The organism is Mesorhizobium sp. YM1C-6-2, from assembly GCF_003666685.1.
GTDB lineage: Bacteria > Pseudomonadota > Alphaproteobacteria > Rhizobiales > Rhizobiaceae > Mesorhizobium_K.
In genome coordinates this window covers 449,038-462,081 of record NZ_RCIZ01000003.1, presented here as the reverse complement: position 1 = coordinate 462,081, position 13,044 = coordinate 449,038, and the positions used below count along the sequence as shown (strand labels likewise).

General features: G+C 64.9%; 13 protein-coding genes. 6 read left to right on the top strand and 7 right to left on the bottom strand.

Translation table 11 applies throughout. The features are described from left to right. The first annotated feature begins 219 nt into the window (after positions 1 to 219). Positions 220 to 1,071, top strand: coding sequence for a sugar ABC transporter permease (locus D8676_RS11010; protein ID WP_245426745.1), 852 nt, complete (start codon positions 220 to 222; stop codon positions 1,069 to 1,071). 1 nt (position 1,072) lies between these two features. Continuing rightward, positions 1,073 to 1,966 (top strand): carbohydrate ABC transporter permease, encoded by an 894-nt coding sequence (locus tag D8676_RS11005; RefSeq protein WP_121580902.1) that lies wholly within the window; start codon positions 1,073 to 1,075, stop codon positions 1,964 to 1,966. Positions 1,967 to 2,119: 153 nt separating this feature from the next. Here D8676_RS11005 and D8676_RS11000 read toward each other — a convergent pair whose 3' ends face one another. The 6 genes from D8676_RS11000 to D8676_RS10975 form a co-directional block, all read right to left on the bottom strand. Further along, a complete protein-coding gene (locus D8676_RS11000) occupies positions 2,120 to 2,533 on the bottom strand; it encodes a DUF1801 domain-containing protein (RefSeq protein WP_121581097.1) in 414 nt (137 codons plus the stop codon). A 43-nt stretch (positions 2,534 to 2,576) separates the two neighbouring features. Further along, complete coding sequence (locus D8676_RS10995) at positions 2,577 to 2,963, bottom strand: VOC family protein (protein WP_121580901.1); 387 nt, start codon at positions 2,961 to 2,963, stop codon at positions 2,577 to 2,579. Between the two features lie 71 nt (positions 2,964 to 3,034). Further along, positions 3,035 to 3,496: a DUF1801 domain-containing protein gene (locus tag D8676_RS10990; protein WP_183097056.1), complete on the bottom strand. Its 462-nt coding sequence runs from the start codon at positions 3,494 to 3,496 to the stop codon at positions 3,035 to 3,037. 72 nt (positions 3,497 to 3,568) lie between these two features. After that, a complete protein-coding gene (locus D8676_RS10985; RefSeq protein ID WP_121580900.1) occupies positions 3,569 to 3,934 on the bottom strand; it encodes a DoxX family protein in 366 nt (121 codons plus the stop codon). A gap of 91 nt (positions 3,935 to 4,025) precedes the next feature. Further along, positions 4,026 to 4,457 (bottom strand): SRPBCC domain-containing protein, encoded by a 432-nt coding sequence (locus D8676_RS10980; RefSeq protein WP_121580899.1) that lies wholly within the window; start codon positions 4,455 to 4,457, stop codon positions 4,026 to 4,028. Continuing rightward, positions 4,454 to 4,777, bottom strand: coding sequence for a metalloregulator ArsR/SmtB family transcription factor (locus D8676_RS10975; protein WP_121580898.1), 324 nt, complete (start codon positions 4,775 to 4,777; stop codon positions 4,454 to 4,456). Before D8676_RS10975 ends, D8676_RS10980 begins: the two co-directional genes overlap by 4 nt. A 558-nt stretch (positions 4,778 to 5,335) precedes the next feature. Between D8676_RS10975 and D8676_RS10970 the strand changes: the two genes are divergently transcribed. Further along, positions 5,336 to 6,394: a succinylglutamate desuccinylase/aspartoacylase family protein gene (locus D8676_RS10970; protein WP_121580897.1), complete on the top strand. Its 1,059-nt coding sequence runs from the start codon at positions 5,336 to 5,338 to the stop codon at positions 6,392 to 6,394. A gap of 59 nt (positions 6,395 to 6,453) precedes the next feature. Here the strand turns inward: D8676_RS10970 and D8676_RS10965 are convergent, their stop codons facing one another. After that, the gene (locus D8676_RS10965) at positions 6,454 to 8,169 is read right to left on the bottom strand and encodes an APC family permease (RefSeq protein ID WP_121580896.1); all 1,716 of its coding nucleotides are present in this window, start codon (positions 8,167 to 8,169) and stop codon (positions 6,454 to 6,456) included. Positions 8,170 to 8,571: 402 nt separating this feature from the next. Here D8676_RS10965 and D8676_RS10960 point away from each other — a divergent pair, with 402 nt between their 5' ends. The 3 genes from D8676_RS10960 (at position 8,572) to D8676_RS10950 (ending at position 12,842) form a co-directional block, all read left to right on the top strand. Beyond that, positions 8,572 to 10,761, top strand: coding sequence for an anthranilate synthase (locus D8676_RS10960; RefSeq protein WP_121580895.1), 2,190 nt, complete (start codon positions 8,572 to 8,574; stop codon positions 10,759 to 10,761). Positions 10,762 to 10,789: 28 nt separating this feature from the next. Beyond that, positions 10,790 to 11,692, top strand: coding sequence for a cation diffusion facilitator family transporter (locus D8676_RS10955; protein ID WP_183097079.1), 903 nt, complete (start codon positions 10,790 to 10,792; stop codon positions 11,690 to 11,692). A gap of 67 nt (positions 11,693 to 11,759) precedes the next feature. Then, complete coding sequence (locus tag D8676_RS10950; protein ID WP_121580893.1) at positions 11,760 to 12,842, top strand: AbrB family transcriptional regulator; 1,083 nt, start codon at positions 11,760 to 11,762, stop codon at positions 12,840 to 12,842. The last annotated feature ends 202 nt before the right edge of the window (positions 12,843 to 13,044 follow it).

Sequence of the window (13,044 nt, the reverse complement as noted above, 5' to 3'; positions counted from 1 at the left end):
GTCCCCCTCCTCCCGTAAACGGGGGAGGATCCAGGGCGAGCCGGCGGCACTGCCGGTTCCTCCCCTGCGAAGCGGGGGAGGGGGACCATGCGAAGCATGGTGGAGGGGGCGCCTACCAAGGAAAAACGAATGGCCTCCACGACCGTCGCCGAAGCCCCGCCCCGCCCGCCGCTTGCCAAGCGCCTCCAGGAGAGCCGCGGCTTTCTCTCCTTCGGTTTCATGCTGCCGGCGGCGCTGCTGCTCCTCGTCTTCCTCACCTATCCGCTGGGCCTCGGCGTCTGGCTCGGCTTTACCGATGCCAGGATCGGCCGTCCCGGCATCTTCATCGGGCTGGAGAACTACGAATATCTCTGGGACGACAGCGTCTTCTGGCTCTCCGTCTTCAACACGCTGCTCTACACGGTCTCGGCCTCGATCCTGAAATTCATGCTCGGCCTCTGGCTGGCGCTGCTGCTCAACGAGAACCTGCCGCTGAAATCCTTCTTCCGCGCGGTCGTGCTCCTGCCCTGGGTGGTGCCCACCGTGCTGTCGGCAATCGCCTTCTGGTGGATCTACGATTCCCAGTTCTCGATCATCTCCTGGGCGCTGATCGAGATGGGCATAATCGACCACCGCATCAACTTCCTCGGCGACCCCACCAATGCGCGCGCCTCGGTCATCGCAGCAAACGTCTGGCGCGGCATCCCATTCGTCGCGATCACCCTGCTCGCCGGCCTGCAGACCATCCCGCAGTCGCTCTACGAGGCGGCGACGCTCGATGGCGCCAGCCGCTGGCAGCTCTTCCGCTATGTCACGCTGCCGCTGCTCACCCCGATAATCGCCATCACCATGACCTTCTCGGTGCTCTTCACCTTCACCGATTTCCAGCTCATCTACGTGCTGACGCGCGGCGGCCCGGTCAACGCCACCCATCTGATGGCGACGCTCTCCTTCCAGCGCGGCATCTCGGGCGGCCTGCTCGGCGAGGGCGCGGCGATCGCGGTGGCCATGATCCCCTTCCTGCTCGCCGCCATCCTGTTCTCTTATTTCGGGCTGCAGCGCCGCAAATGGCAGCAGGGCGGAGGCGACTGACATGAGCGCTGTCGAAACCCGCAACACCGCGACCGGCGACGAAGGCGGCATGGGCTACCTGCAGAGCGTGCCGCGCCGCATCGTCACCATCTGGCTGCCGCTGCTCGTCTTCGTCTTCGTGCTGCTCTTCCCGTTCTACTGGATGGCGATCACCGCGGTGAAGCCGAACAACGAGATGACCAACTTCAACGACTTCAGCCCGTTCTGGGTGGTCGAGCCGACGCTGCAGCACATCCGCTATCTGCTCTTCGAGACCTCCTATCCCGGCTGGCTCTGGAACACTGTCCTCATCTCGGTCGCCTCGACCTTCCTGTCGCTGCTCGCCGCCGTCTTCGCGGCATACGCCATCGAGCGGCTGCGCTTCTCCGGCTCGCGCCAGACCGGCCTGGCGATCTTCCTCGCCTATCTGGTGCCGCCGTCGATCCTCTTCATCCCGCTCTCGGTGATGGTCTTCCAGCTCGGCCTCTACGACACGCCGTTTGCGCTGATCCTGACATACCCGACCTTCCTCGTGCCCTTCTGCACCTGGCTGCTGATGGGTTATTTCCGTTCCATCCCCTACGAGCTCGAGGAATGCGCGCTGATCGACGGCGCCAGCCGCTGGCAGATTCTCACCAAGATCATCCTGCCGCTGTCGGTGCCGGGCCTTATCTCGGCCGGCATCTTCGCCTTCACGCTGTCCTGGAACGAGTTCATCTACGCGCTGACCTTCATCCAGTCGTCGGAGAACAAGACCGTACCGGTCGGCGTGCTCACCGAGCTCGTCCGCTCCGACGTCTACGAATGGGGCGCGCTGATGGCCGGCGCCCTGATCGGCTCGCTGCCGGTCGTCATCCTCTATTCCTTCTTCGTCGAGCACTACGTCTCGTCGATGACGGGCGCCGTGAAGGAATAGCGCGGCCGTCCACCTCCCCCTTGAGGGGAGGTCGGCTCGCGAAGCGAGCCGGGTGGGGTCGTTGGCCGTAGCACGCGACGTCCCTTCCCTTGAAGGAGAAGGTGGCCGAACCGTAGCGAAGCGAAGATGAGGTCGGATGAGGGGGCCTTGCACCTACGCCCCCACATTCTCCTTCACCGCCGCCCGCACCAGCACCTTCAGCGCTGCCCCGTCGACCTTGCCGCCCTCAAAAAAGTCGATCGCCCGCCGCCGGTTGCCGTCGAGGCTCGAATTGAACAGTCCTTTCGGATCGGGGAGCGAGGCACCCCTTTCGAAGGTCAGCTTCACCTTGTCCTTGTAGGTCTCGCCGGTGCAGATGATGCCGGCGTGCTCCCACACCGGAACGCCCGACGGGTTCGACGGCTTGCGCCACTTCACCGTCTCGACCACCTCAGGATCGGCCTCCCGGATCAGCGCCCGCAGCTTCGCGAGCATCTCGCCGCGCCAGCCGCCAAGTTCCGCGATCTTGGCGTCGATCAACTGCGAAGCAGAAGCCGCATCGTCCTGCTCAGCGTCACCCTTCTTCATATTCGCCATGCGTCTCCTCTCGCCGCCTTACTCGAGCAATCCCTCACCGACTTCCGGCAGGCTGAAACAGTTCGATCACATTGCCGGACGGGTCTTCCAGCAATATCTGCGATCCGCCGGGACCTGTGACAATATCGTTCCGGAACGTCAGCCCGCGCGACCGCAGCCTGTCGACCTCGGCCGCGAGATCGGCCACCACCAGTTCGAAACGGTTCCAGCCGCCCGGCTCCGGACGTCGCCCGTCCGGCATCGGCCGCCCGGCGGAACTTTTCTCTCCGCTCAGCAGCAGCCGGAGCGCCCCGCGCTTCATATCGGCGAAGGCGGGTGCGGCGTTGGATATCTGCTCGAATCCGAGATGCGCCACATACCAGTCCACCGACGCCTGCACGTCGCTGACCATGTAGCGGACATTGACCTGTTCCTGGGCCATATGAACCTCCCGTTCAGAAGCCCCCGCCACTAACCGATCCGGCGCGTCCGCGTTCCCTGACGTGGCCTTTCTCACATCTTCTCGCCCGGCAGCTTGCTCGCCTGCTTGACCCAGTCGGCGAACTGCTTCTCGTCAAGCTCGTCGTCCTCGTGGATGTGGAAATAGCGCACGTCCTTCTGCTTCGACGCGACCGGCGGAAGCGGTTTGAGCTGCGCGCCGCGGAAGAACGCCACCTTGATGTATTTCGCAAAGACATGGACGCCGAGGAACCAGTGCTGCTCCTCCATGCCATAGAGCGGCGAGTTCCACTTCACCGCTTTCCTCACGCCGGGCACGCTCCGCGAAATGATCGCGTCGAGTTGGCTGCCGACCTCGCTCTTCCAGCCCGGCATCGCCGCGATATAGGCCTGTACCGGTTCGTCGCCATAGCCTTTCGCTATCTGCGGATTGCCGCCCGACAGCAAGACCGGCTTCGCGCCAGGAGCTTTGCCCTTGGTCGCGTCGGATGTCTTGGTATCTGTCTTGCCGGCCATGCTGGGCATCTCCAAAGCGATGAAACTATCGAGGTCGTTGAGATTCAGGTCAGGCCGGCCTCACCTGAATCTCTAAAGAGGCTTCAGCACGAACCTGCCATACGCAATGAACGCGCATATGGCCGCCACGACAAGCCAGTAGATCAACTGGCCGTGGTTCGGATCGCCCGAGGCGAGATGCAGCACGCAGTAGAGAAGCATGATCGCAGCGATGCCGACCGCCGCCAGCGGGGCCAGGATGCCGAGCGGCCTGTAGACCGCCGGGATCAGCAGGCCGGCGACGCAGGCGAGTTCGAAGACGCTGATCGCCAGCCAGGCCCCATGCGGGATGGCGCTGAGCGACGGCACCGCCTGCTCGGAATTGAAGAACTTCCAGCCGGCGCCGACGGCGGTGTGCAGGGCGAGAAGGATTTGCAGGACCCAAAGGAGAATGTTCACGGGGGATGCCTCTTGGCTTGAATGTGGATGGCCTGCCGGTGTGCGGCCCGCGCTCCGGCAAGGTGATTTCCAGGCGTCGGCCGGCGAAACGTCAGTCCGTCCGCCCCAGCACCTCTTCCAGTTTCGCGAGGAATTCCCGCCACCCCGCCTTCGCCCCGCCGAAAGCCTGCTTCTGGTCCGGCCGGAAGCCCGACTGCTCGACGCGCAGGAGCGTTCCTGTCCCGGTCGGTACCAGCGTGAAGGTCACCACGCTCCTGAGGTCGTAGGCCGCGTCCTCATGCGAAAAATCCCATTTGTAGGTGAGCGTCCTGTTCGGCTCGACGGCAAGCACCTCGCAGTCCAGCACGCCGCCCCATTCGCCTGTCAGGTTGAAGCGATGGCCGACCTCCGGCCTGAAATCGTTCTTCATCAGCCACTCCTCGATCAGATGCGGCTGGGTGAGCGCGCGCCACATCTTTTCCGGCGGATGCGGGATTTCCCGCTCGACCGCGACGGATCGCGTTTCGGTCGCCCTGTCGTTCATTGGTCCATCCTTTGCAGCAGGTCTTCGAGGCCGTCGAACTTCTTCTCCCAGAACCCGCCCATCTCCTTCGTCCAGTCGATGAGCGGAGCGAGCGAGCCCGGCTGCGCGCTGTAATGCGTCTGGCGGCCGGCATGGCGGTCACGCACCAACCCGGCCTGCTTCAGCACGCCGAGATGCTTTGATACCGCCGGCTGCGACACCCCCGCCGTTGCCGTCAGCGCCCCGACCGTCTGCTCTCCCTCGCGGCAGAGCCGCTCGAAGATCGCCCGCCGCGTCGGGTCGGCGAGCGTCCTGAAAAGCATGTCGTGGGCGTCGGTCATTCGGGATCGATAACTCTGCAGTTATGATTTATATATAACCAGCGGGCTATGGGTCGTCAAGCTGGCCGCTTCTGCGTGGATGGTTTTCTCCGCCAACCCATTGATTTCCCACGATCACAAGAAAATTCAGCGGCTGTTTATCCACGTCGCTCCCGCCTGAGCGATACTCCTCGCATCGCCCTCGCGGGAACCCTGGTCCGGACCAGGGATCAGGGGAGGGCGGCGGTACCGGTTCGGTCGCGCGGAGGTGGCGCGGCTGGGTGATGAGCCCCGAGGACCGGGCCCTGACCGAGGTCGCGCGGTGAAACGATTCTGCGTCCCCTCCAGGTAGGGCAAGAACGCCGGCGGGGTGCGGGAAACCGGCCACGTAATACTATTGAGAGGCCAGGCCCCGTGCCCCGCTTCCCGACTTCTCCCTCCGTGGCAGGGAGCGTTCTTTGAAAAGGCCAGACTGCGAAAGCAGGGCGTGGCGATGATGAAGCACGCGAGGTTCTTTCCTCGCCCCGTTGCACCCGTTCCCCGCAACAGGCATGGTCCACGACCGGACAGGAGGCCTCCATGAAGACGACGATCGAGAAGCTGGCGGGCGACACCGAGGGCGTGTCCTATGAACTCGCCGTCTACCGGTTCAAGGGGTCGTCGAAGACGGCGCCGACTGCCTACATCCAGGCCGCGCTTCATGCCGGCGAGCTGCCCGGCGTCGTCGCCATCCATGCCCTGATGCCTAAGCTGCGCGCCGCCGAAGCCGAGGGCCGCATCCTCGGCGACATCACCATCGTGCCCGCTGCCAACCCGGTCGGCCGCGCGCAATATCATTTCGGCGAGGTGCAGGGCCGCTTCCATCTCGGCACCCGCACCAATTTCAACCGCGACTTTCCGCTGCTGGACCGGCCCGACAGGAGCGCCCTTCCCCCTGTCACGCCCGCGTCCACCGTCGATGTGCGCCTGAAGCGTCTGCTGGTCGGGCTTTCCATCGGCCACGACATAGTGCTCGACCTGCATTGCGACTTCGAGAGCGTGTCCTACCTCTACGTGCCCACCCAGCTTTGGCCCGCCATGCAGGACTGCGCGGCAGCACTCGGCGTCGAGGCGGTGATCCTCTGGGAGGGCGAATCCGGCGCCGCCTTCGAGGAGGCGGCGATCCACCCCTGGCTGCAGGTGCCGCCCGAGAAGGCAGGGCTCGACCGCCGCGTCGTCACCACAGTCGAATATCGCGGCCTGCGCGACGTCGAGACGTCCCTGGCGAAATCAGACGCCGAGGGCATCTACCGGCTGCTTTCCGTCCGCGGCGTCATCGCCGACGGGAAGGCGGCGAAGCCGAAGAAGTTCGCCGGCATCGCCGCCCCGATCGGCAATGTCGAGCTGATCTCCATGCCGCGCGGCGGCGCCATCCTGTTCCACGTCGCGCCGGGCGACCGCGTCAGGAAAGGCGCGAAGCTCGCCACCATCGTGCACACGCCCGGCGACGAGGACGGCGCCATCGACCTCCATGCGCCGCAGGCAGGCTATATCCTCACCCGCAGCGCCCACCGTTCCGGCCGCGCCGGCGACGACATCATCAAGCTGGTTGGCGAGGTCCGCAGCGTCAAGGCCAGGCAGGGCGCGCTGGAGGACTGAAACTGAAAGAGCCCGGAGTTGCTGGTCCGGGCTCTCGCGCTGTCGTCAGGATCTTGCCCTCAGATGACAAAAATCCAGTTCGCCAGCAGCACGACGGCCACGCCGCCCGCCAGCGCCAGGTAAGGCAGCATGCCCGCCTTGCGCACGGCGAGGTCGGAATCCTTGAGACCGAGGTCGGCGAGCATGTGCGGCGGAAACTTGCCGCCGTCCTGCACATAGTGGCGGAAGCAGAACACCGGGATGATGAGCGCGGCAGCGATGACGCCCGCCCACAGCGCCCACGGGTTCCACACCTTGGCGCCGGCGCCCATGAACATGGCGTTGACGAAGGAGAGCACGCAGCCCGCCGCGATGAAGATCGTCGGCGCCCGCCACGGCCGCGGGATGTGGCCGTTGTCGATGCGGTGGATCCAGCCGGCATTGAGGTTGAGGAAGTTGAAGATGATGTAGCCGCAGTTCGACACGGCGAGGATGAAGAAGTAGCTCGTCGCATCCGCCGCCGCGATCGCCAGCAGGAAGAGGTTGAAGACGAGGTCGGTCCACATCGCCGCCGTCGGCGCGCCATGCGGGTTGACGTGGCTGAGGTACTTCGGCAGCCAGCCGTCGACCGAGCCCTGGTAGAGCGTGCGCGAGGAGCCGGCCATCGCCGTCATGATCGCCAGCATCAGCGCCAGGATCATCAGCATGATCATGATCGAGGTGATGATGCCTGCACCGCCGACCATCTCGGCCATCGCGTGGCCGACGCCCGAGCCGTCGACGATCGGCGTCGCCAGCATGCCTTCCAGGCCGAGCACGCCCTGGAAGGTGAAGGGCACCAGGCTGTAGAGCACCAGGCAGAGCAGGCCGGAATAGAGGATCGCCCGCACCGTGTCGCGCTGCGGGTTCTTGAACTCGCTGGTGAAGCATATCGAGGTCTCGAAGGCATAGGCCGACCATGCCGCGATGAACATGCCGCCGAACACCAGCGTCCAGCCGGCGATGTTCCATTCGCCGGGCTCCGGCGCATAGGCGGTCGCGAGCGGCACGAAGGGCGAATAATTGTCCCAGTTGATCTGGCCGGTCAGGATCGGAACGATGCCGACGATCAGCATCGGGATGATGACGATGAGGCCGACGATCTTCTGCACGTTGGCCGTGCCGAGAATGCCCCGATGCTGGATCGAGAAGACGATCAGCATCAGGATGACGCCGATCCAGAAGATCGCGTTCAGCGAGAAGCTGACCGGGCCGAGCGTGCCGCTGTAGAGCGTCCAGTCGCGGATCGCCGGCGTGCCTGCCGCGGTCAGCGCGGCGATCGCGTCGGCGGCAGCCTTGCCGGCATTGGCCGGATCGGCGAGCCAGGCCGCCACTTCGGGCGAGGCCTCGCTGAAGCCCGGGATCGGCGCCAGCGCGCTGAGGATGTAAGCCGCCGCGATCGAGCAGCCGAGCGACAGAACCGGTGTCCAGGCGAGCCAGTTGCACCACACCGACAGCGGCGCGATGAATTTCGAATAGCGCAGCCAGGCCGTCGCGCCATAGACCGACGCGCCGCCGGATTTGGACGGGAACAGGCCGGCGATCTCGGCATAGGTGAAGGACTGGATGAGGCCGAGGATCACCGAGGCGGTCCAGATGGCGAAGGCCAGGTTGCCGGTCGTTCCGGCGATGCCGCCAATCGAGAAAAGCACCAGCGCCGGCACGCCGCTGGCGACCCAGAAGGCGCCCTGCCAGTTGATGGTCCTGTGCAGTTGGCCGCTGTGCGGCGCAACGGCATCCGTCGTTACGGAAGTCATGCTGAAGTCCCCTCTCCAAGGCGCGTTCGCGGCGCCGGTTGTTTGTTCTTCGCCAGGGGCGGGACTGTCCCGTTCACGCACCTGTACGGCGGCTGCTGTTTTCCGGTCAGTTTTCTTTTTTTCTTCCCAGTGAAGATTGACACAGCCAGCGTCCGCGTCAAGAGGCCGCACCCGGTCGTCAACCGTCCTCTGCCGACAGCGCGAATCCGGTTGCGTGGCCCGCGGTTCGCCGCTATGGGAAATTCATGTCGAAGCTTTCGAACGCGATGCTCTGGTGGTGGGCCTGCTGACAGCGGCCTGACGGCGCGTGCGCGCGAGAAAATGGTGGCCGCAGGGAAAACCCGGGCGGCCATTTGTTTTTCAGGTGCTTTCCGGGTCCGGCAGGGAAAACGGAGACGGGGAATGACCTTGGAAGTGCTTGAAAACGGGGCGGAAAGATTTGTCACCGCCGGCGGCGTGGCGATCACCAGGGAACGCCACGATACGCCTTATGCCGGCGCCATCGAAGCCTATCTCGACGGCCTCAACAGTCGCCGCGGCGCTGTCTTTTCCTCGAACTACGAATATCCCGGCCGCTACACCCGCTGGGACACTGCGATCATCGATCCGCCGGTCGTCATTTCGGCGCGCGGACGCGCCATGCGCATCGAGGCCCTGAACCGTCGCGGCGAGATATTGCTACCGATCATCGGCAAGGCGATCTCGGCGCTGAAGGAGGTGACGCTTACCCAGACCTCGAAGCAGCGGCTGGCGCTGACCGTCGCCGAGCCCGGCCGCGTCTTCACCGAAGAGGAGCGCAGCCGCGTCCCGTCGGTCTTCACCGTGCTGCGCGCCGTCACCGCGCTCTTCCGCACCGAGCAGGATGCCAATCTCGGCCTTTACGGCGCATTCGGCTACGACCTCGCCTTCCAGTTCGATCCGGTCGACTATTCGCTGAAGCGCGCCGAGAGCCAGCGCGATCTTGTGCTCTACCTCCCCGACGAGATCCTCGTCGTCGACCACCACCAGGCCAAGGCCTGGCACGACCGCTACGACTATTCCGGCAGCGGCTTCTCGACCGAGGGCCTGCCGCGCGACGGCGAGGTGAAGCCGTTCAGGCCGTCCGACCGTATTCCGCCGCGCGGCGACCATGAGCCGGGCGAATATGCCAGACTCGTCACCAAGGCGATGGAAAGCTTCCGCCGCGGCGACCTGTTCGAGGTCGTGCCAGGCCAGATGTTCTACGAACGCTGCGAGACGGCCCCCTCCGAGATCAGCCGCCGGCTGAAGCAGATCAACCCGTCGCCCTATTCCTTCTTCATCAATCTCGGCGAGGGCGAATACCTGATCGGCGCCTCGCCCGAGATGTTCGTGCGCGTCAATGGCAGACGCATCGAGACCTGCCCGATCTCAGGCACCATCAAGCGCGGCGACGACGCGATCTCGGATTCGGAACAGATCCTGAAGCTCCTGAACTCCAAGAAGGACGAGTCCGAACTCACAATGTGCTCGGACGTCGACCGCAACGACAAGTCCAGGGTCTGCGAGCCCGGCTCGGTGCGCGTCATAGGCCGGCGCCAGATCGAGATGTATTCGCGCCTCATCCACACGGTCGACCATATCGAGGGACGCCTGCGCGAAGGTATGGATGCCTTCGACGCGTTCCTCAGCCATGCCTGGGCGGTAACCGTCACCGGCGCGCCGAAATTGTGGGCGATGCGTTTCATCGAGCAGAACGAGAAAAGCCCGCGCGCCTGGTATGGCGGCGCGATCGGCATGGTCCATTTCAACGGCGACCTGAACACCGGCCTGACGCTGAGAACCATCCGCGTCAAGGACGGCATCGCCGAAGTGCGTGCAGGCGCGACGCTTCTTTATGATAGCGTGCCCGAGGAAGAAGAAGCAGAAACCGAACTGAAGGCATCGGCCATGATCTCCGCCATCCGAGACGCCAAGGCAGGCAATTCCGCAGCCGCCGAACGGCCGGCCGCCAAGGTCGGCGACGGCGTCAACATCCTGCTCGTCGACCACGAGGACAGCTTCGTCCACACTCTGGCGAACTATTTCCGCCAGACCGGCGCCAACGTCTCGACAGTGCGCTCGCCGGTTGCCGACGAGGTGTTCGACCGGTTGAAGCCCGATCTCGTCGTGCTGTCGCCCGGTCCCGGCATGCCGAAGGACTTCGACTGCGCCGCGACCATCAGGAAGTCCCGCCAGCGCGACCTGCCTATCTTCGGCGTCTGCCTCGGGCTGCAGGCGCTCGCCGAAGCCTATGGCGGCGAACTGCGCCAGTTGCATATCCCGATGCACGGCAAGCCGTCGCGCATCCGCGTCTCGAAGCCCGGCGTGATCTTCGCCGGCCTGCCCAAGGAGGTCACCGTCGGCCGTTATCACTCGATCTTCGCCGATCCGGTGCGCCTGCCCGACGAATTCCTCGTCACCGCCGAGACCGAGGATGGGGTCATCATGGCATTCGAGCACCGCAAGGAGCCGGTCGCCGCCGTGCAGTTCCATCCCGAATCGATCATGACGCTCGGCCAGAACGCCGGCATGCGCATGATCGAGAACGTCGTCGCCCATCTGCCGCGCAAGGCAAAAGTGAAGGCGGCCTGAATTGAACGCAGTATCTCCTTCGGCGGCGATCAAGCAGAAGGTCGCCCGGCTGGCCTTCTGGTCGATTGTCGTCGCCTTCGTGGTGCTGGGCCTGAAGACGTTCGCCTGGTGGATCACCGGCTCGGTCGCACTCTATTCCGACGCGCTGGAATCGATCGTCAACGTGGTGACGGCGATCGCAGCGCTTTGGGCGATCCGGGTCAGCCACAGGCCGGCCGACCGCGACCACCAGCATGGTCACCACAAGGCGGAATATTTCGCGGCCGTGCTGGAAGGCGCGATGATCATCGTCGCCGCCCTGCTGATCATGTCGCAGGTGTTTCGGACGCTGAGCAATCCGAGCCCGCTCGAACAGCCTTGGGAAGGCCTTGCCGTGAACGGCTTCGCGGCCGTCCTGAATGCGATCTGGGCCTTCGTCCTCATCCGCCAGGGACGCAGTGCGAAATCGCCGGCGCTCGAAGCCGATGGCCACCATCTGATGACGGACGTGATGACCTCGGGCGGCGTCATCGCCGGACTGATCCTGGCGGTCCTCACGGGCTGGACGATCCTCGATCCGCTGCTCGCCGCGCTGGTCGCGATCAATATCCTGATCCAGGGCTGGAAGATCATGGGCGAGTCGCTGAGCGGCCTGATGGACAAGGCGGTCAGCACGGAAGAGCACATCCAGATCCGTGACATCATCTCCAATCACTCCAGGGGCGCCATCGAGGTGCACGACCTGAAGACGCGCATTGCCGGGCGCGCCACCTTCATCGAGTTCCACCTGATCGTCGACGGTGACATGAGCGTGCGCGAGAGCCACGTGATCTGCGACCGCATCGAGGAAGCGCTGAAGGCCGAGATCCCGAGCGTTCGCATCACCATCCATGTCGAGCCCGACGACGAGGCCAAGCTGCCGCCGGGAACGAGCGCGGTGCCCTTCGCCTGAACGACCCTGCCGGGATTTTTGCCTTTCAGGACTGCCAATTCGCCCGGTCAGGGTCTATGACCGGGCGATGGAAGCTCCCGCCCCTCGGCTCCAGCGCCTCGAGCGACTGCATAGCGGCGTGCAATGGACGGTGCTGCTGCTCATTTCGCTGCTTTTCGCAGGCGCATTGGAGATGGCGCACCTGCCGGCGGCGCTGCTGATCGGGCCGATGCTGGCTGCCATCATCGCCGGCGCCAACGGTGCGACCGTGCGCGTGCCACGGCTTGGTTTCTGGGGCGCGCAGGCGGTCGTCGGCTGTCTCGTCGCAAGCTCGATCTCGCCCGACATCGTGTCCACCTTCGTCGACGACTGGCCGCTCTTCACCGGCGTGGTCGTGGCGACGCTTGCCGCCTCGAGCTTCCTCGGCTGGTTCATCAGCCGCTTCGAGCCGCTGCGGGGGCCGACCGCCGTCTGGGGGTCCGCGCCCGGCGGCGCCACCGCCATGGTGCTGATGGCCGGCGCCTTCGGGGCGGATGCCCGGCTCGTCGCCTTCATGCAGTATATGCGCGTCATCATGGTCTCGATCGCTGCGGCCTTCATCGCCCGGCTCTGGGTCGACACGTCAGGCGTCGAGGGACCGGTCCATATCTGGTTTCCGGCAATTGACTGGGTGGCTTTCGGCTCCATGATCGCGATTGCCGTCGTCGGAGCCTATCTTGGGCACCTGCTCCGCCTGCCCTCGCCCTATTTCCTCGGCGCCGTCATCCTGGGATCGGTGCTTCATCTCGGTCTCGGCGCTCCGCTGCAGATTCCGGAATGGCTGCTCGCGGCCTCCTATGTGCTGATCGGCTGGGCGATCGGACTGAACTTCACCAGCAGCATCCTGCGCCACGCCGTACGCGCCCTTCCCCAGATAGTCGGCTCGATCGTCGCGCTGATGGCCTTCTGCGGCGGGCTCGCCATGCTGATCAGCTACGAACTCGGTGTCGACCCTCTGACGGCCTATCTCGCGACGAGTCCTGGCGGTCTCGATTCCGTCGCCATCATCGCCGCGGCCTCTGACAGCGTGGACATTTCCTTCGTCATGGCGCTGCAGAGCGCCCGATTGCTTTTCGTGCTGGCGCTCGGCCCCTCGCTGGCCCGTCTGGTCTCCCGCTGGACGAAGCCATGAGCGGCAGCCTTGCCACACAGCCGCGGCTGCTATATTAGGGCCGTCATGTCCACGCGCCCGGCAACAGCCAAGTCCAGCCAGCCCGCTTTCGCGGCTGAGACTTTTCGCGCGCTTTCTTCGGCTCTGCTGCTTCTCGGCCTTATCGGCGATCGCCGGGTCCGCTGAAGGAGCGCCCGGCGGTCGATCGTGACGCCTCGCGCTG